The organism is Agromyces sp. MMS24-K17 (genome assembly GCF_043950245.1).
In the GTDB taxonomy this organism is placed as follows: domain Bacteria; phylum Actinomycetota; class Actinomycetes; order Actinomycetales; family Microbacteriaceae; genus Agromyces.
Map to the genome: position 1 here is coordinate 2,816,236 of NZ_CP171640.1, position 16,876 is coordinate 2,833,111.

Genomic DNA, 16,876 nt, shown 5'->3' on the forward strand with positions numbered 1-16,876 from the left:
TCTTCCGCGCACCGGGGGTGCGCGATCGCAATGAATAGAGGAGTTCCGCATGGCTGAGAAGCAGTCCGGCATCATCGACCCGCCCATCGACGACCTGCTGTCGAAGGTCGACTCGAAGTACCAGCTGGTCATCTTCGCGTCCAAGCGCGCCCGCCAGATCAACGACTACTACGCCGACCTCCACGAGGGCAGCCTGTTCGACAACGTGGGCCCGCTGGTCGACTCGTCGATCGACGACAAGCCGCTCACGGTCGCCCTCCACGAGATCAACGAGGACAAGCTCCGGCTCCGCCCGCTCGGCGAGTAGCCGGCCAGCGGATGCCGCTCAACATCGTCGTCGGCATCACGGGCGGCATCGCGGCCTACAAGGCCGTCGGCGTCGTCCGTGCGCTGGTGCTCGCGGGGCACGACGTCCACGTCGTGCCGACGGAGGGTGCGCTGCGCTTCGTCGGCAAGCCGACGCTCGAGGCGATCTCGCGGAATCCGGTGCACACCGACCTCTACGAGGGGGTCGCCGAGGTGCGGCACGTCGCGATCGGCCAGGCGGCCGACCTCATCGTGATCGCGCCGGCGACGGCGAACGCGATCGCGAAGCTCGCCGCCGGCCTCGCCGACGACCTGCTCGGCAACACGGTGCTCGCGAGCGAGGCGCCGATCGTCATCGCGCCGGCGATGCACACCGAGATGTGGGCGAATGCGGCGACGCAGGCCAACGTCGCGACGCTGCGCGCCCGGGGCGTGACGGTCGTCGGCCCTGCCGTCGGCCAGCTCACCGGCGCCGACAGCGGCCCCGGCCGCATGGAGGAGCCCGAGGCGATCGTCGCCGCGGCCCTCGCGGTCGTCGACGCGCGCGTCGCAGGCGACCCCGGGAGGGATGCCCCCGCCACCGGCGACCTCGCCGGCCGTCGTGTGGTCGTGACCGCGGGCGGCACCCGCGAGCCGCTCGATCCGGTCCGCTTCCTCGGCAACCGCTCCAGCGGCAAGCAGGGCATCGCCCTCGCCGAGGCTGCTCGCGCGCGCGGCGCCGAGGTGACCCTCATCGCGGCGAACCTCGAGGTCGCCGACCCGGCCGGGTGCGACATCCGACGGGTGTCGACCGCGCTTGAGCTGCGCGACGCGCTCCGCGCGGCCGTCGCCGGGGCCGACGTCGTCGTGATGGCGGCCGCCGTCGCCGACTACCGGCCCGCCGCCGTGAGCGAGTCGAAGATCAAGAAGGACCAGTCCGACGCCGGGCTCACGCTCGAGCTCGTGCGCAACCCCGACATCCTCGCCGAGCTCGGCGCGGCGCCCCACGACGGCACGCTCCTGGTGGGCTTCGCCGCCGAGACGGAGTCCGACGCCGACCGGCTGCTCGAGCTCGGGCGCGCCAAGCGTCGCGCGAAGCGCGCCGACCTGCTCGTGGTCAACCGCGTCGGCTGGCACGCCGGCTTCGCGGCCGACGACAACGACGTGGTCGTGATCGGCCGCGACGACCGCATCGTCACAGAGGTACGCGGGACGAAGTCGTCGGTGGCGCACGGCATCATGGACGTGGTTGTGTCAGAACTCGGAACAGCGGCCGATGGGGCCGCATCCACCCGTTAGGAGCCCCCGCCGAACATGAGTGCCCTCCGCCTCTTCACGTCCGAGTCCGTCACCGAGGGACACCCCGATAAGATCTGCGACCAGGTGTCCGACTCGATCCTCGACGCCCTGCTCCGGGTCGACCCGAACGCCCGCGTCGCGGTCGAGACCCTCGTGACGACCGGCCTCGTGCACGTGGCCGGCGAGGTGTCGACCTCGGGCTACGTGGAGATCCCGGCGATCGTGCGCGAGCGGGTCACCTCGATCGGCTACGACTCCTCCGACGTCTGGTTCGATGGCCGCTCGTGCGGCGTGTCCGTGTCGATCGGCGGGCAGTCGCCCGACATCGCGCAGGGCGTCGACCACGCGTTCGAGTCGCGCGAGGGCACCAGCGAGGACGCGCTCGACCGCCAGGGCGCCGGCGACCAGGGCATCATGTTCGGCTACGCCACGCGCGAGACGCCCGAGCTCATGCCGGTGCCGATCTGGCTGGCGCACCGGCTCGCCGAGCGGCTCGCCCAGGTGCGGAAGGACGGCGAGCTCGACTACCTCCGTCCCGACGGCAAGACCCAGGTCACGATCGGCTACGACGGCCAGGTCCCGAAGAGCATCGAGACCGTCGTGCTCTCGACCCAGCACTCGCCGGCCGTGTCGACGGAGCAGCTGCGCGCCGAGGTCGAGGAGGTCGTGATCCGGCCGGTGCTCGACACGGTCGAGCTGTCGCGACCGGAGCTGCAGGTGCTCATCAACCCGACGGGCCGGTTCGAGATCGGCGGCCCCCAGGGCGACGCGGGCCTCACCGGCCGCAAGATCATCATCGACACGTACGGCGGCGCGAGCCGCCACGGCGGCGGCGCGTTCAGCGGCAAGGACCCGTCGAAGGTCGACCGCTCGGCCGCGTACGCCATGCGCTGGGTGGCGAAGAACGCGGTCGCCGCGGGCCTCGCCGACCGCCTCGAGCTCCAGGTCGCGTACGCGATCGGCAAGGCGGCACCGGTCGGGCTCTACGTCGAGACGTTCGGCACCGGCCACCTGCCCGACGAGCGGATCATCGCGGCGATCCGCGAGGTCTTCGACCTGCGTCCGGCGGCGATCATCCGCGACCTCGACCTGCTGCGCCCGATCTATGCGAAGACGGCGACGTACGGCCACTTCGGTCGCGAGCTGCCCGAGTTCACCTGGGAGCGGCTCGACCGCGTCGACGCGCTGCGCCAGGCCTCCGGCGTCTGAGATGGGCGACGGGCGCGTCGCCCGGGTGCTCGTCGACTCGCCGTTGCCGCAGCTCGACCAGCTCTTCGACTACCGGGTGCCCGATCACCTGGTCGAGGCGGCGCGGCCGGGCGTGCGGGTGCGGGTCCCGCTCCGCACGGGCGGACGCATCGCCGACGGATGGCTCGTCGAGCTCGTCGATCGCAGCGAGTACGACGGCCGCCTGAGCGATCTGGAGGACGTGGTCGGCGCCGTCGCGGTGCTGCGGCCCGAGGTCTGGGCGCTCGCGCGGGCGGTCGCCGACCGCGCCGCCGGCGTCGCCAGCGACGTGCTCCGGCTCGCGATCCCGCCGAGGTACGTGCGCGCGGAGCGCGCGTGGCTCGCCGAGCAGGCGGTAGCGGAGGCCGAGCCAGTTCCGGGCGGGGCATCCGCTGCGCCGATCGCCATCACCGGGTACGAACCGGGGCGCCTCGAGTCGGCGATCACCGCGGGCGAGCGCGTCGCGCTGGTCGCCCGTGCCGGCCTCCGCGAGACGCCGTCGGGGGAGTGGGTCGGCGGGTGGGCGATCACGCTCGCCGAGGCCGCGGCGCACGCGGTGCACGCGGGTCGTTCGGCGATCCTCGCCGTGCCCGACCACCGCGACCAGGAGCAGCTCGAGGCCGCGCTGCGGGCGGTGCTGCCGCCCGAGCGCATCCTCCGCACCGACGCGAGACAGACCGGTCCGTCGCGATACCGCGCCTTCCTCGACGCGACGACCGGGGCGCACGCGATCATCGGCAACCGCTCGGCCGTCTACGCGCCGGCGGCCGACCTCGGGCTGATCGCGCTCTGGGACGACGGCGATCCGCTCTTCGCGGAGCCGCTGGCGCCCGGAGTGCACGCACGCGACGTCGCCCTCGTCCGCCAGGAGCAGTCGGGGGCGGCGCTCGTGCTGGCCGCGCACGCGCGCAGCGTCGAAGCCGCCCGGCTCGTGGAGCTCGGCTGGCTCGCCGACGTGCGGCCGGTCCGGCCGGAGCGTCCGCACGTCGTGCTGACCGAGCAGCAGGCGTCGGACGCGGGGCCGGCCCGCATCCCGACGGCGGCCTGGCGGCAGGCGCAGGAGGCCGTGCTCACCGGTCCCGTGCTGGTGCAGGTCGCGCGGCCCGGCCACACGCCCCTGCTCGTCTGCGATCGCTGCCGTGAGCCCGCTCGCTGCGCCGCGTGCGGCGGGGCGATCGCGATCCCGGGTTCGGGCGGCCAGGCCGCATGCACGTTGTGCGGCACCCCGGCGGCCGGCTGGCGGTGCCCGGTGTGCGAGGGGACCGCGCTGCGCGCCGCGTCGGTCGGCGCGACGCGCACCGCCGAGGAACTGGGCCGGGCGTTCCCGCGCGCCCGGGTGATCCTCTCCGACGGCGAACGACAGGTGTTGCGGGTCGGCGCGGAGCCCGCGCTCGTCGTCGCCACGCGCGGCGCCGAGCCGATCGCGGACGGCGGCTACCGCGCCGTCCTGCTCCTCGACGGCGAGCGGATGCTCCTCCGGGAGTCGCTGCGCGTCGCCGAGGACTGCCTGCGCTGGTGGTCGGATGCCGCGGCCCTCGCGGCCCCTCGCGTGCCGGTGTTCCTCGTCGGCGTGGCGGGCGGGTTGGCGACCGCGCTCGCGACGTGGCGCCAGCCCGACTGGGCGGTCGCCGAGCTCGCGACCCGGCGGGCGCTGCGGTTCCCGCCCGCAGTGCGGGTTGCGAGCATCACGGCTGGGCGCGACCGGGTGCGCCGCGCGGTCGACACCGCCGAGCAGGCGGCGCCCGGCGTGGACGTGCTCGGGCCGCTCCCGGCCGACGACGGGCTCGAGCGGGCGATCGTGCGCTTCGACTACGGTGCGGGCGCCGCCGTGGCCGCCGCCCTGCGCGCCGAGTCGATCCGCGTGGCCACCGAGCGGCGCCGGCCGGTCGCGGGTCGCGGTCCCGGTCGGGCTCCGGTGCTGCGGATCCGGTTCGATGATCCCGCGGTGCCCTGAGGCGACCCCGGGCCGGGGTGCACCCGCACGGCGCACCCGCACCATGGACCGGCGCGACCGCGCCGTCGCGCGGTTCGGGGACAATGGAGTGTGCAGAAGCTCCGGATCGTCTTCGCGGGCACGCCCGCACCCGCCGTGCCGACCCTCGAGCGGTTGGCGCGCGGCGACCACGAGGTCGTCGGCGTCGTCACGCGCCCGCCGGCCCCGCTCGGCCGGAAGCGGGTCCTGACCCCGTCGCCGGTCGCGCAGGCGGCGGCGGCCCTCGGCCTCCCCGTCATCGACGCCGCTCGCCTCGACGCCGACGCGACCGAGCGCATCCTGGCGCTGCGCCCCGACCTCGCGGTCGTGGTCGCGTACGGCGGACTCGTGCGCGAGCCGCTGCTGTCGGCGCCCGAGCACGGCTGGATCAACCTGCACTTCTCCCTGCTGCCCGCGTGGCGGGGCGCCGCGCCGGTGCAGCACGCGCTGATCGCCGGCGATGCCGTCACCGGCGCCTCCGTGTTCCGGCTGGTGCCCGAGCTCGACGCCGGCGACGTGTACGGCGAGCTGCGGCATCCGATCGCGCCGTCGGCGACCGCGGGCGACCTGCTCGGCGAGCTCGCGGTGTCGGGCGCCGACCTGGTCGCCGACGTGGTCGACCGGATCGCCGCGGGGGAAGCCGTCGCGGTGCCCCAGTCCGGGGCGCCGTCGTACGCGCCGAAGCTCACGATCGACGACGCCCGGCTCGACTGGTCGCGGCCGACCGCGGAGGTCGACGCGCGGCTGCGCGGCGTCACGCCCGAGCCGGGCGCCTTCACCGAGGTGGACGGCGTCCGCGTGAAGGTGCTCGAGGCGGTGCCGGTGCCGCCGGGCGACCGGCCGTCGCTCGCGCCCGGGCAGGTCGGCTTCCACGCGAAGCAGGTGCTCGTCGGCACCGCGGACGGAGCGGTCCGGCTCGACCGGGTGCAACCGGCGGGCCGCACCGCCATGGCGGCCGCCGACTGGTGGCGCGGCCTCGGCGTCGAGCAGGCGGTGGCGCGGTGAGCGGCGGAGGGCCGACCCGCGGCGCCGGCGCGGGCGGGAACCACCGCCGCGGCAACGGGAGCGGTGGCAGCGGCGACGGCGGAGGCCGGGGGCGGACGGACCGGTCTGCCCGCGCGAATCGGGCCGACCGTACCGACGACTCGGGCCGCACCGACCGGTCCGCCCGGACGGACCGGTCCGGGAACGCGGGGCGCTCGCGTCGACCCTCGCGACCCCCGCAGGGCACCGTCTCCCCGGCCCGCCTGGTCGCCTACGAGGTGCTCGAGGCGGTCCGCGACGACGAGGCCTACGCCAACCTCCTGCTGCCCGCGCGCATCGAGCGCGCCCGCCTCGACCCGGCCGACGCCGGTCTCGCCACCGAGCTGGCGTACGGCACCCTCCGGCGCCTCGGCACCTGGGACGCCGTGATCGTCGAGGCCGCCGGCCGTCCGGTCGCGAAGATCGACCCGCCGGTGCTCGACCTCCTGCGTCTCGGCGTGCACCAGCTGCTCGCCACCCGCGTGCCCACCCACGCAGCCGTGCACGAGTCGGTCGCGCTCGCGCACCGCGTCGCCCCGCACGCCGCCGGCTTCGTGAACGCCGTGCTGCGCACCGTCTCGCGCACCGAGGCCGACGCCTGGCTCGAGCGCATCGGCGACGCGACCGGTGCGGAGGGCAGCCTCGAGCGATTGGCCGTCGTGGAGTCGCATCCGCTCTGGGTCGTGCGCGCGCTCCGGTCGGCGCTCGAGCGCGAGGGCCGCGGCGACGAGCTCGAGGCGCTCCTCGCGGCCGACAACGCCGCCCCGGCGGTCAACCTCGTGCTGCTGCCCGGCCTGGGCGACGGCGGGGTCGACGAGCTCGGCGAGCCCGATCGGTTCTCACCGGTCGGGTTCACAGCCGACCGCCCGCTGGAGCTGGTGGCCTCGCACGAGGGCCGGGTGCGCGTGCAGGACGAGGGCTCCCAGCTCGCGGCGCTCGCGCTCGTCGGTGCGGCGCCCGTCCGGCCGGGGGAGCGCTGGCTCGACCTGTGCTCGGGTCCCGGCGGCAAGACCGCGCTGCTCGCCGCGGCCGCCCTCGCCGGCGACGCGTCGCTCGTCGCGAACGAGCTCGTGCCGGCGCGCGCCGAGCTCGTCCGCCGCGCGATCGCGGCGGTGCCGATCGACGTGCACGTCCGGGTCGGCGACGGGCGCGAGGTCGAGGCGGAGGCGCTGGGCGCCCCCGGCGGGTTCGACCGGATCCTCCTCGACGCCCCGTGCACCGGACTCGGCGCGCTGCGGCGGCGTCCCGAGGCGCGCTGGCGGAAGCAGCCGTCGGATGTCGCGGAGCTGACGGGCCTCCAGGCCGAACTCGTCGACGCCGCGTTCCGGCAGCTCGCGCCGGGCGGCGTGCTCGCCTACGTCACGTGCTCGCCGCACACGGCGGAGACCCACGGCACGCTGCAGGCGGCGCTCGGCCGGTGGGGTGCGGCGGCCGAGCAGCTCGACACCGCCGCGGTCGTGCAGGGCGCGTCGAGGCATCCGCTCGACCTCGCCGGCGACGGCCGGACGGTCCAGCTCTGGCCGCACCGGCACGGCACCGACGCGATGTTCATCGCGCTGGTGCGGAAGGCCGCGGACGCGGCGGTCGGGGCGGATGCCACGGGCTCGGCGGCTCCCTCGGACGCCTGAGCCGCACCGGGCCGCTCGCTAGGCTCTCCAGCATGACGACGCGCATCAACCCGAGCATCCTCGCCGCCGACTTCGCGAACTTCGAGCGGGAGCTCGGCCGCATCGCGACCGCCGACCTGGTGCACGTCGACATCATGGACAACCACTTCGTGCCGAACCTCACGTTCGGCCTGCCGATGGTCGAGCGCCTCGTCCAGGTGTCGCCGGTGCCGCTCGACGTGCACCTCATGATCGACGACCCCGACCGGTGGGCGCCGGGCTACGCCGAGGCGGGAGCCGCGAGTGTGACGTTCCATGTCGAGGCCGCGACCGACCCCGTCCGGCTCGCGCGCCGGCTGCGCGAGATCGGGTCGCGCGCGGGCATCGCGCTGAAGCCCGGCACCGACGTCGAGCCCTACCTCGAGGTGCTCCACGAGTTCGACCAGGTGCTCGTGATGACGGTCGAACCCGGCTTCGGCGGCCAGTCGTTCATGCCCGAGACCATGCCGAAGCTGCGCCGGGTCGCCGACGCGGTGCGCGCACGCGGCATCGACGTCTGGCTCCAGGTCGACGGCGGCATCACGGCCGACACCATCGGCATCGCCGCCGAGGCGGGGGCCGACACCTTCGTCGCGGGCTCGGCGGTGTTCCGCGGCGAGCCCGCCGAGCAGATCGCCGCACTGCGCGCCGCCGCCGCAGGCCACCGGCACGACCACCGGTGAGGCACCGGTAGGCTGCAAGGGTGAAATCCTTCGACGACCTCTTCGTCGAGCTCTCCGACAAAGCCCGTACGCGCCCCGAGGGCAGCGGCACCGTCAAGCAGCTCGACGCCGGCGTGCACGCCATCGGCAAGAAGATCGTCGAGGAGGCGGCCGAGGTCTGGATGGCCGCCGAGTACCAGAGCGACGCCGAGACGGCCGAGGAGATCTCGCAGCTCCTCTATCACCTGCAGGTGCTCATGCTCGCGAAGGGGCTCAGCCCGGCCGACGTGTATCGACATCTCTGATCGCGCCATCCCCATGACCGATCAGTTCCGTCCACACGAAAGCCAGGGAATGCTCCGCATCGCCGTGCCCAACAAGGGCTCGCTGTCCGAAACCGCCGCCGAGATGCTCCGGGAGGCCGGCTACCACGGTCGCCGCGACCCGAAGGAGCTCATCGTCGCCGACCCCCGCAACGGGGTCGAGTTCTTCTACCTCCGTCCGCGCGACATCGCGACGTACGTCGGCTCCGGCGCGCTCGATGTCGGCATCACCGGGCGCGACCTGCTGCTCGACAGCGGCTCGACGGCCGCCGAGATCGCCGACCTCGGGTTCGGCGCGTCCACGTTCCGGTTCGCCGCACCCGCCGGGCGCTTCGACACCCTCGCCGACCTGGAGGGCGTCCGCATCGCGACGAGCTACCCGGGCCTGGTGGGCGACTACCTCGCCGGTCAGGGCGTCAGCGGCGCCGCGCTCGTCAAGCTCGACGGCGCCGTCGAGTCGGCGGTCCGCCTCGGCGTCGCCGACGCCGTCGCCGACGTCGTCGAGACCGGGTCGACGCTGCGCAAGCAGGGCCTCAACATCTTCGGTCCCGTCATCCTCAACTCGACGGCCGTGCTCATCGGCTCCGGCATCGACAAGCCCGGCACGGCGACGCTCGTCCGACGCCTCCAGGGCGTCCTCGTCGCCCGCGAGTACGTGCTGCTCGACTACGACGTACCGGTCTCGGTCCTCGAGCAGGCCACCGCGGTGGCGCCGGGATTCGAGTCGCCGACCATCTCGCCGCTGCAGGACCGCGACTGGGTTGCCGTGCGGGTGATGATCCCGCGCACCGACATGAACCACGTCATGGACGAGCTCTACGCGCTCGGCGCGCGGGCCATCCTCGTCAGCGCGATCCACGCGGCCCGGCTGTAGGTGATCGCATGACCCTCGCCGTCCGCGTGATCCCGTGCCTCGACGTGGCCGCCGGCCGCGTCGTCAAGGGCGTGAACTTCCAGAACCTGCGCGACGCGGGCGACCCCGTCGAACTCGCCGCGCGCTACTCCGACCAGGGCGCCGACGAGCTGACGTTCCTCGACGTCACCGCCACGGTCGACGACCGATCGACCACGTACGAGATGGTGCAGCGGGTCGCCGAGCAGGTCTTCATCCCGCTGACCGTCGGCGGCGGGGTGCGCAGCACCGACGACGTCGCGCGGCTGCTCGGCCACGGTGCCGACAAGGTCGGCGTGAACAGCGCCGCGATCGCCCGGCCCGCCCTCCTGGGCGAGATCGCCGACCGCTTCGGCGCCCAGGTGCTCGTGCTGTCGCTCGACGTGAAGCGGTCGGAGCGCACCGAGTCGGGCTTCGTGGTGACCACCCACGGCGGCCGCACCGAGACCGACCTCGACGCGCTCGCGTGGGCCCGGCGGGCCATCGAACTCGGCGCGGGCGAGCTGCTCGTCAACTCGATCGACGCCGACGGCACGAAGCAGGGCTTCGACCTCGAGCTCACGGCGCTCATGCACGAGCTGTCGACGGTCCCGGTGATCGCCTCGGGCGGCGCCGGCGCGGTCGGCCACTTCGCCCCGGCCGTCGCGGCGGGGGCCGATGCCGTGCTCGCCGCGTCGGTGTTCCACAACGGCGAGATCACCATCGGCGAGGTCAAGGACGCGCTGCGCGCGGAGGGGAGCACGGTCCGATGAGCCAGCCCGGCGACGAGGAGCTCGAGCGCGACGACGAGCCGTGGGGGAACGGCATCAGCCCGATCGAGCGTGCGAAGTTCGATGGCGACGGCCTGCTGCCGGCGGTCATCCAGCAGTGGGACACCGGCGAGGTGCTCATGCTGGGCTGGATGGACCGCGAGGCGCTGCGCCGCACCCTCTCGGAAGGACGCGTCACGTTCTGGTCGCGCTCGCGCCAGGAGTACTGGCGGAAGGGCGACACCTCGGGCCACGTGCAGTTCGTGCGCGAGGCCGCCCTCGACTGCGACGCCGACACGTTGCTCGTGAAGGTCGACCAGGTGGGCGCCGCCTGCCACACCGGCGACCGTACGTGCTTCGACGCGGACCGGCTCGACGTCGTCGTGGGCGAGCGATGACCGACGCCGCGGGGCGGACGACGCGCTTCGAGGACTTCGCCGGGCTGCTGGCGGGTCGGCGCGTGGTGCCCGTCGTCCGCGAGCTCTTCGCCGACGGCGAGACCCCGGTGGGCATCTACCGGAAGCTCGCGGCGGGCCGCCCCGGCACCTTCCTGCTGGAGTCCGCCGAGCAGGGCGGCATCTGGTCGCGTTACTCGTTCGTCGGCGCCGGCGCGTACGGCGTGCTCACCGAGCGCGACGGCGCGGTCGAATGGCTCGACTACGGCCTCGACGCCGGCCGCGCGCTCGGCGAGGCGGGGGAACGGCTCGCGCCCCTGGCCGCGCTGGAGTCGCTCCACCGGCGCTGGGCGACCGAGGACGTGCCCGGCGCCCCGCCGCTCACCGGCGGCCTCGTCGGCTTCATCGGGTGGGAGGCGATCCGCCAGATCGAGCACCTGCCGAACCGGCCGCCGGCCGACCACCCGACGCCCGGCCAGGCGTTCGCGTTCGTCTCCGAGCTCGCGGTCGTCGACCACCGCACGAGCACCGTGCAGCTCGTGGCATCCGTGCTGAACGACCGCGACGACGACCCCGCGGCGCTCTGGGCCGACGCGCAGGCCCGCCTCGACCGGCTGCAGGCCGAACTGGCGCAACCGGCGGAGGCGCAGCTCGCCGAGATCGACCTCACCGTCGCCCCGGAGCCGCGGCACCGCACCGACCGGGCCGACTTCCTGGCCTCGGTGGAGCGATCGCGCGAGTACATCCGCGACGGCGACGTCTTCCAGGTCGTCATCTCGCAGCGCTTCGAGCAGGAGGCCACCGCCGACCCGCTCGACGTCTACCGGGTGCTGCGCACCCTCAACCCGAGCCCCTACATGTACCTGCTGCACCTCGACGACGCCGCGGGGGAGCCGTACGTCATCGTCGGCTCCTCGCCCGAGGCGCTGGTGAAGGTGGAGGACGGCCGCGTCTACACGCATCCGATCGCGGGCTCGCGCCCGCGCGGGGAGACGCCGGAGGCCGACGCCGACCTGGAGGCCGAGCTCGTCGCCGACCCGAAGGAACGCGCCGAGCACCTCATGCTCGTCGACCTCGCCCGCAACGACCTCGCGAAGGTCTGCACGGCCGGCACGGTCGAGGTGACCGAGTTCATGCGGGTCGAGCGGTTCAGCCACATCATGCACCTCGTCTCCTCGGTCGAGGGCGACCTGGCCGGCGGCCGGAGCGCGATCGACGTGTTCCGGGCGACGTTCCCGGCGGGCACCCTCTCGGGCGCGCCGAAGCCGCGCGCGCTCGAGATCATCGACGAGCTGGAGCCGGCCCAGCGCGGCGTCTACGGCGGCGTCGTCGGCTACTTCGGCTTCGGCGGCGACGCCGACCTGGCGATCGCGATCCGCACGGCGACGATCGCCGGCGGCGTGGCGTGGGTGCAGGCCGGGGCCGGGCTCGTCGCCGACTCCGACGCCGAGAGCGAGTTCCGCGAGTCGCAGCACAAGGCGGCGGCGCCGCTGCGCGCGGTGGCCGTCGCGAACGCGATGCGACGGGTGCGCTGAGGTGCGCGCAGCGCGGATGAAGCTGCCCGCGATCCTGCTCGCGATCGCCGGGTCGGGCCTCGCGCTGCTGTCGTGGAGCCAGACGTGGTTCGAGGTGCTCCTCGTCGACGGCGCCGGCAGCGGCGCGGTCATCGCGGTGGGCGGCGACGTCGCCTCGCCGGCGCTCGCGGCGCTCGCCCTCGCCGGTCTCGCGCTGGCCGGCGCGCTCGCGATCGCCGGCCCCGGCATCCGGATCGTGCTCGGCATCCTGGCCGTGCTGCTGGGCGGATGCCTCGTGCTGGCCGCGTCCCTCTCACTCGGCTCCCCGCTCGAATCGGTGGGACCGGCGGTGACGGATGCCACGGGCGTGACCGGCGACGACCCGGTCGCCGCCCTCGTCGCGTCGGCCGCGGCCACCGGCTGGGGCGCCGTCGCGATCGCCGGCGGCGTGCTCGTCGTCGCCGCGGGCGTGCTGGTGCTCGCGACCGGGCACCGGTGGCCGTCGTCGTCGCGACGCTACCGCGCCACCCGGTTCGACGACGGCGCGAGCGGCGCTCCCGCATCGACCCAGGGCGAGGGCGGCACGCCCGCGCGGGGCACCGCGCTGACCGACACCGGCGACCGCGCGAGGGATCGCGCGATCGACGAATGGGACGACCTCAGCCGCGGCGAGGACCCCACCGACTGACCCCGGGGTCGTGCCGAGCGCCGGCACGGCCCTGCCCGGGCGCCCGACGCCCGCCCGCTAGACTGGCACCCGACCCCCGCAACGAAGGAGCATCATGAGCACTGAGACCGCAGATCCCGGCCACGGACACTCGCCCGCGGCGTGGACCGCCGTCACGATCATGCTCATCGCGTTCACCATCGGCACCGTCGCGTTCTTCTTCGACGTGCAGTGGCTCGTCTGGGCCTCGGGCGGCCTCCTCGTGATCGGCCTCCTCGTCGGCTGGGCGCTCGCGCGCGCCGGCTACGGCGTCGGCGGCGACAAGACCACGCCCCAGGCCCACTGACACGTGCTCGAGGAACTGACGGCCAACGCCGTCGCCGACGCGCGTGCCCGTGAGGAACTCCGCCCGATCGCCGAGGTCGAACGGGCGGCGCTCGCGCGCCCGGCGGCGCTCGACGCCCTGGCGGCCCTCGCCCCGGCCTCCCACGTGAAGGTCATCGCCGAGATCAAGCGGTCGAGCCCCTCGCGGGGCGCGCTCTCGGAGATCCCCGACCCCGCGGCGCTCGCCCGCACCTACGAGATCGGCGGCGCGAGCGCGATCAGCGTGCTCACCGAGGGCCGCAAGTTCGGCGGCTCGCTCGCCGACCTCGAGTCGGTCCGCGACGCCGTGGCGCTCCCGGTGCTCCGCAAGGACTTCATCGCGACCCCGTACCAGGTGCTCGAGGCACGCGCCGCCGGCGCCGACCTCGTGCTCCTCATCGTCGCGGCGCTCGACGACGCCACGCTGGCCGAGCTGTTCGCGCTGATCGGCGAGCTCGGCATGACGGCGCTCGTCGAGACGCACTCCGCCGAGGAGCTCGACCGGGCCGCTCGGCTCGGCGCGCGCCTCATCGGGGTGAACGCCCGCGACCTCACGACGTTCGAGCTCGACCGCGACCTGTTCGGCCGGCTGGCCGACCGGTTCCCCGCCGACGCGATCCGCGTCGCGGAGTCCGCGGTGCTGAGCGCGGCGGACGTCGCCCACTACCGGCGCGCCGGTGCCGACGTCGTCCTCGTCGGCGAGGCCCTCGTGACCGGCGACCCGATCGCAAACCTCTCAGCATTCCTGGCGGTGTGACATGTCCCTGCTCCGTGACGCCCACGGGCCGTACTTCGGCGAGTTCGGCGGGCGCTTCGTGCCCGAATCCCTCGTCGCCGCGCTCGACGAGCTGAGCGAGGCCTACTCGCTCGCGAAGCTCGACCCCGGGTTCCAGGCCGAGCTCGACGACCTCGCCCGCACCTACGTGGGCCGGCCGTCGATCATCACCGAGGTCCCGCGCTTCGCGGAGCACGCCGGCGGTGCGCGCATCATCCTGAAGCGCGAAGACCTGAACCACACCGGCTCCCACAAGATCAACAACGTGCTGGGGCAGGCGCTCCTCACGAAGCGGATCGGCAAGAAGCGGGTCATCGCCGAGACCGGCGCCGGCCAGCACGGCGTCGCCACGGCGACCGCCGCCGCCCTGTTCGGCCTCGACTGCACGATCTACATGGGCGAGGTCGACACCGAGCGGCAGGCGCTGAACGTCGCCCGCATGCGCCTGCTCGGCGCCGAGGTCATCGCGGTGAAGACCGGGTCGCGCACCCTGAAGGACGCGATCAACGACGCCATGCGCGACTGGGTGACGAACGTCGAGACGACGAACTATGTCTTCGGCACCGTCGCCGGCCCGCACCCGTTCCCCGAGATGGTCCGCGACTTCCAGAAGGTCGTCGGCGAGGAGGCCCGGGCCCAGGTGCTCGAGCTCACCGGTGCCCTCCCGACCGCCGTCGCGGCGTGCGTGGGCGGCGGCTCCAACGCGATCGGCATCTTCCACGCCTTCCTCGACGACGCCGATGTCGCCCTCTACGGCTTCGAGGCCGGCGGCGACGGCGTCGAGACCGGCCGCCATGCGGCGACCATCACCGAGGGCCGCCCCGGCGTGCTGCACGGTGCGCGCAGCTTCCTGCTCCAGGACGAGGACGGCCAGACCATCGAGTCGCACTCGATCTCGGCCGGGCTCGACTACCCGGGCGTCGGCCCGGAGCACTCGTGGCTCGCGGCGATCGGCCGGGCGCAGTACCGCCCCGTCACCGACGCCGCCGCCATGGAGGCGCTGCGCCTGCTGACACGCACCGAGGGCATCATCCCCGCGATCGAGTCGGCCCACGCGCTGGCCGGCGCGATCGAGCTCGGCCACGAGCTCGGCCGCGACGCGACGATCCTCGTGAGCCTCTCGGGCCGCGGCGACAAGGACATGGACACGGCCGCCCGCTGGTTCGGCCTGTACGACGGTGAGGAGCAGGCGTGAGGACGGTCGGCGCGGTCATCCGGCGACGGAACGACGAGGCGAACGGCGCCCTCATCGGCTACCTCCCGGTCGGCTTCCCGAACCTCGACGAGAGCGTCGAGGCGGCGGTCGCCCTCATCGAGCACGGCGTCGACGTGCTCGAGCTCGGCCTGCCGTACTCCGACCCCGTGATGGACGGCACGGTCATCCAGAAGGCGACGCAGCAGGCCCTCGCGAACGGCTTCCGGCTGAAGGACGGCTTCGAGGCGGTCCGCCGCATCACGGAGCGCACGGATGCCCCGGTGCTGGTGATGACCTACTGGAACCCGGTCGTGCAGTACGGCGTCGACCGCTTCGCCGACGACCTCGCCGCGGCCGGGGGAGCGGGGCTCATCACGCCCGACCTCATCCCCGACGAGGCATCCGACTGGCTCGCCGCGAGCGAGCGCACCGGCCTCGACCGCGTGTTCCTCGCCGCGCCGACCTCGACCGACGCGCGCATCGCGCGCACCGTCGAGGCGAGCCGCGGCTTCGTGTACGCCGTGTCGACGATGGGCATCACCGGTGCCCGCGCCGACGTCGACGCCGCGGCCCGCACGCTCGTCGGCCGGCTGCACGAGGCCGAGGCTCCCGCCGCGTGCGTCGGCGTCGGCATCTCGACGGCCGCGCAGGTCGCCGAGGTACTCGAGTACGCCGAGGGCGCCATCGTGGGCTCCGCGCTCGTGAACGCCCTGGCGACCGGCGGCGTGGGCGCCGTCGGCGCCCTCGCGGCGGAGCTCGCACGCGGCACCCGCGACGAGTGAAGTACGCTCGTCAAGGCCCAGCGGGGCCTCGAGCATCGTGAGAAAGGCAGCAACGGGTCGTGACCGCACCGTTCAGCATCCCCAGCCCTGACTACGCCTGGCAGGTGTGGGAGCTCAACCTGTTCGGGTGGGTCATCCCGATCCACACGTACGCGCTGTGGATCCTCCTGGGCATCGTCCTCGCCGTGGTGATCACCGGCCGTCGCCTCACGAAGCGCGGCGCCGAGCCCGGAATCGTCCTCGACATCGCCCTCTGGGCCGTGCCGCTGGGCATCATCGGCGCGCGGCTCTACCACGTGTTCACGCACCCCGACGACTACTTCTACCCGGGCGCGAACATCCTGAACCCCTTCCAGCCCGGCGCGATCTGGAACATCTGGGAGGGCGGCAACGCCATCTTCGGTTCGCTCATCGGCGGTGCCGTCGGTGTGCTCATCGGGTGCCGCTTCACCGGGCTCCGCTTCTGGTCGTTCGCCGACGCCCTCGCCCCCGGCCTGCTCGTGGCGCAGGCGGTCGGCCGGATCGGCAACTGGTTCAACCACGAGCTGTTCGGCGCGCCCACCGACCTGCCCTGGGGCCTCGAGATCGAGTCGAGCAACCCGGCCTGGCCCGCCGGCCTCGAGTCGGGCACGCTCTTCCACCCGACCTTCCTCTACGAGCTGCTCTGGAACCTCGCCGGCGCCGCACTGCTCGTCTTCGTGCTCGAGCGCCGCTTCGCCATGCGCTGGGGCAAGGCCTTCGGCTTCTACCTGATCTGGTACGGCCTCGGCCGGTCCTTCTTCGAGGCGATCCGCGTCGACCCGAGCGAGATGTTCCTCGGCATCCGCGTGAACGTGTGGGCCGCATGGGCCGCGGTCGTGCTCGGCATCGTGCTCATCCTCGTCCAGCGCCGACGCCACCCCGGCCTCGAGCCGAGCGTGTACGTTCCGGGCCGTGAATGGGCCGGTCCCGACGCTGCGCTAGACTCGGACGACATCGAGTCCGACTCCGACTCTCTCGACGCCGCCGTCGAGGGTGAGAACGCCGGGGACGCGTCGGCAGCCACAAGCACCAGCCGCGCGACATCCGACTGATCCTCCGCGTTCACCGAACCGGCGCCGCACCACG

The 16,876-nt window shown here is 74.0% G+C and carries 18 protein-coding genes; all 18 read left to right on the forward strand.

The window, feature by feature from the left end; all coding sequences use genetic code 11:
* Window positions 1-49: 49 nt before the first annotated feature.
* The 18 genes from rpoZ (at window position 50) to lgt (ending at window position 16,842) form a co-directional block, all read left to right on the forward strand.
* A complete protein-coding gene (rpoZ, locus tag ACGGZK_RS12840) occupies window positions 50-307 on the forward strand; it encodes a DNA-directed RNA polymerase subunit omega (RefSeq protein WP_127793552.1) in 258 nt (85 codons plus the stop codon).
* Window positions 308-318: 11 nt separating this feature from the next.
* Window positions 319-1,584 carry a bifunctional phosphopantothenoylcysteine decarboxylase/phosphopantothenate--cysteine ligase CoaBC gene (gene coaBC / locus ACGGZK_RS12845; RefSeq protein WP_395243031.1) on the forward strand — a complete coding sequence of 422 codons (1,266 nt, stop codon included), beginning with the start codon at window positions 319-321 and terminating at the stop codon, window positions 1,582-1,584.
* Window positions 1,585-1,599: 15 nt separating this feature from the next.
* A complete protein-coding gene (gene metK / locus ACGGZK_RS12850; protein ID WP_395243032.1) occupies window positions 1,600-2,793 on the forward strand; it encodes a methionine adenosyltransferase in 1,194 nt (397 codons plus the stop codon).
* A gap of 1 nt (window position 2,794) precedes the next feature.
* Window positions 2,795-4,765, forward strand: coding sequence for a primosomal protein N' (locus tag ACGGZK_RS12855; protein ID WP_395243033.1), 1,971 nt, complete (start codon window positions 2,795-2,797; stop codon window positions 4,763-4,765).
* A gap of 90 nt (window positions 4,766-4,855) precedes the next feature.
* Window positions 4,856-5,788 carry a methionyl-tRNA formyltransferase gene (gene fmt / locus ACGGZK_RS12860; RefSeq protein WP_395243034.1) on the forward strand — a complete coding sequence of 311 codons (933 nt, stop codon included), beginning with the start codon at window positions 4,856-4,858 and terminating at the stop codon, window positions 5,786-5,788.
* A 257-nt stretch (window positions 5,789-6,045) separates the two neighbouring features.
* Complete coding sequence (locus ACGGZK_RS12865) at window positions 6,046-7,434, forward strand: RsmB/NOP family class I SAM-dependent RNA methyltransferase (protein WP_395243035.1); 1,389 nt, start codon at window positions 6,046-6,048, stop codon at window positions 7,432-7,434.
* 32 nt (window positions 7,435-7,466) lie between these two features.
* Window positions 7,467-8,135, forward strand: a complete 669-nt coding sequence (rpe, locus tag ACGGZK_RS12870; protein ID WP_395243036.1) for a ribulose-phosphate 3-epimerase — start codon at window positions 7,467-7,469, stop codon at window positions 8,133-8,135.
* Between the two features lie 20 nt (window positions 8,136-8,155).
* Window positions 8,156-8,419, forward strand: coding sequence for a phosphoribosyl-ATP diphosphatase (locus ACGGZK_RS12875; RefSeq protein ID WP_395243037.1), 264 nt, complete (start codon window positions 8,156-8,158; stop codon window positions 8,417-8,419).
* A 49-nt stretch (window positions 8,420-8,468) separates the two neighbouring features.
* Window positions 8,469-9,311 carry an ATP phosphoribosyltransferase gene (gene hisG, locus ACGGZK_RS12880; protein WP_395243038.1) on the forward strand — a complete coding sequence of 281 codons (843 nt, stop codon included), beginning with the start codon at window positions 8,469-8,471 and terminating at the stop codon, window positions 9,309-9,311.
* Between the two features lie 8 nt (window positions 9,312-9,319).
* Window positions 9,320-10,081, forward strand: coding sequence for an imidazole glycerol phosphate synthase subunit HisF (gene hisF, locus ACGGZK_RS12885; RefSeq protein ID WP_395243039.1), 762 nt, complete (start codon window positions 9,320-9,322; stop codon window positions 10,079-10,081).
* Window positions 10,078-10,476 (forward strand): phosphoribosyl-AMP cyclohydrolase, encoded by a 399-nt coding sequence (gene hisI / locus ACGGZK_RS12890; protein ID WP_395243040.1) that lies wholly within the window; start codon window positions 10,078-10,080, stop codon window positions 10,474-10,476. The genes hisF and hisI overlap by 4 nt, the downstream gene beginning before the upstream one ends.
* Entirely contained in the window at window positions 10,473-12,008 is a 1,536-nt protein-coding gene (locus ACGGZK_RS12895; protein ID WP_395243041.1) for an anthranilate synthase component I, read from the forward strand. The genes hisI and ACGGZK_RS12895 overlap by 4 nt, the downstream gene beginning before the upstream one ends.
* Window positions 12,009-12,024: 16 nt before the next feature.
* Window positions 12,025-12,675: a Trp biosynthesis-associated membrane protein gene (locus ACGGZK_RS12900; protein ID WP_395243042.1), complete on the forward strand. Its 651-nt coding sequence runs from the start codon at window positions 12,025-12,027 to the stop codon at window positions 12,673-12,675.
* Between the two features lie 94 nt (window positions 12,676-12,769).
* The gene (locus ACGGZK_RS12905; protein ID WP_395243043.1) at window positions 12,770-13,000 is read left to right on the forward strand and encodes a DUF6704 family protein; all 231 of its coding nucleotides are present in this window, start codon (window positions 12,770-12,772) and stop codon (window positions 12,998-13,000) included.
* Window positions 13,001-13,003: 3 nt separating this feature from the next.
* Entirely contained in the window at window positions 13,004-13,774 is a 771-nt protein-coding gene (trpC, locus tag ACGGZK_RS12910) for an indole-3-glycerol phosphate synthase TrpC (protein WP_395243044.1), read from the forward strand.
* Between the two features lies 1 nt (window position 13,775).
* Window positions 13,776-14,987: a tryptophan synthase subunit beta gene (trpB, locus tag ACGGZK_RS12915; protein ID WP_395243045.1), complete on the forward strand. Its 1,212-nt coding sequence runs from the start codon at window positions 13,776-13,778 to the stop codon at window positions 14,985-14,987.
* Window positions 14,984-15,769, forward strand: coding sequence for a tryptophan synthase subunit alpha (gene trpA / locus ACGGZK_RS12920; RefSeq protein ID WP_395243046.1), 786 nt, complete (start codon window positions 14,984-14,986; stop codon window positions 15,767-15,769). Before trpB ends, trpA begins: the two co-directional genes overlap by 4 nt.
* A 59-nt stretch (window positions 15,770-15,828) precedes the next feature.
* On the forward strand, window positions 15,829-16,842 hold the full coding sequence (gene lgt / locus ACGGZK_RS12925) for a prolipoprotein diacylglyceryl transferase (RefSeq protein WP_395243047.1): 1,014 nt from the start codon (window positions 15,829-15,831) through the stop codon (window positions 16,840-16,842).
* Window positions 16,843-16,876: the final 34 nt, after the last annotated feature.

Bases quoted from the DNA above. Each gene is read 5' to 3' on its own strand.
- rpoZ (WP_127793552.1), top strand. From the start codon at position 50: ATGGCTGAGAAGCAGTCCGGCATCATCGACCCGCCCATCGACGACCTG.
- coaBC (WP_395243031.1), top strand. From the start codon at position 319: ATGCCGCTCAACATCGTCGTCGGCATCACGGGCGGCATCGCGGCCTAC.
- metK (WP_395243032.1), top strand. From the start codon at position 1,600: ATGAGTGCCCTCCGCCTCTTCACGTCCGAGTCCGTCACCGAGGGACAC.
- ACGGZK_RS12855 (WP_395243033.1), top strand. From the start codon at position 2,795: ATGGGCGACGGGCGCGTCGCCCGGGTGCTCGTCGACTCGCCGTTGCCG.
- rpe (WP_395243036.1), top strand. From the start codon at position 7,467: ATGACGACGCGCATCAACCCGAGCATCCTCGCCGCCGACTTCGCGAAC.
- hisG (WP_395243038.1), top strand. From the start codon at position 8,469: ATGCTCCGCATCGCCGTGCCCAACAAGGGCTCGCTGTCCGAAACCGCC.
- hisF (WP_395243039.1), top strand. From the start codon at position 9,320: ATGACCCTCGCCGTCCGCGTGATCCCGTGCCTCGACGTGGCCGCCGGC.
- hisI (WP_395243040.1), top strand. From the start codon at position 10,078: ATGAGCCAGCCCGGCGACGAGGAGCTCGAGCGCGACGACGAGCCGTGG.
- ACGGZK_RS12895 (WP_395243041.1), top strand. From the start codon at position 10,473: ATGACCGACGCCGCGGGGCGGACGACGCGCTTCGAGGACTTCGCCGGG.
- ACGGZK_RS12900 (WP_395243042.1), top strand. From the start codon at position 12,025: ATGAAGCTGCCCGCGATCCTGCTCGCGATCGCCGGGTCGGGCCTCGCG.
- ACGGZK_RS12905 (WP_395243043.1), top strand. From the start codon at position 12,770: ATGAGCACTGAGACCGCAGATCCCGGCCACGGACACTCGCCCGCGGCG.
- trpB (WP_395243045.1), top strand. From the start codon at position 13,776: ATGTCCCTGCTCCGTGACGCCCACGGGCCGTACTTCGGCGAGTTCGGC.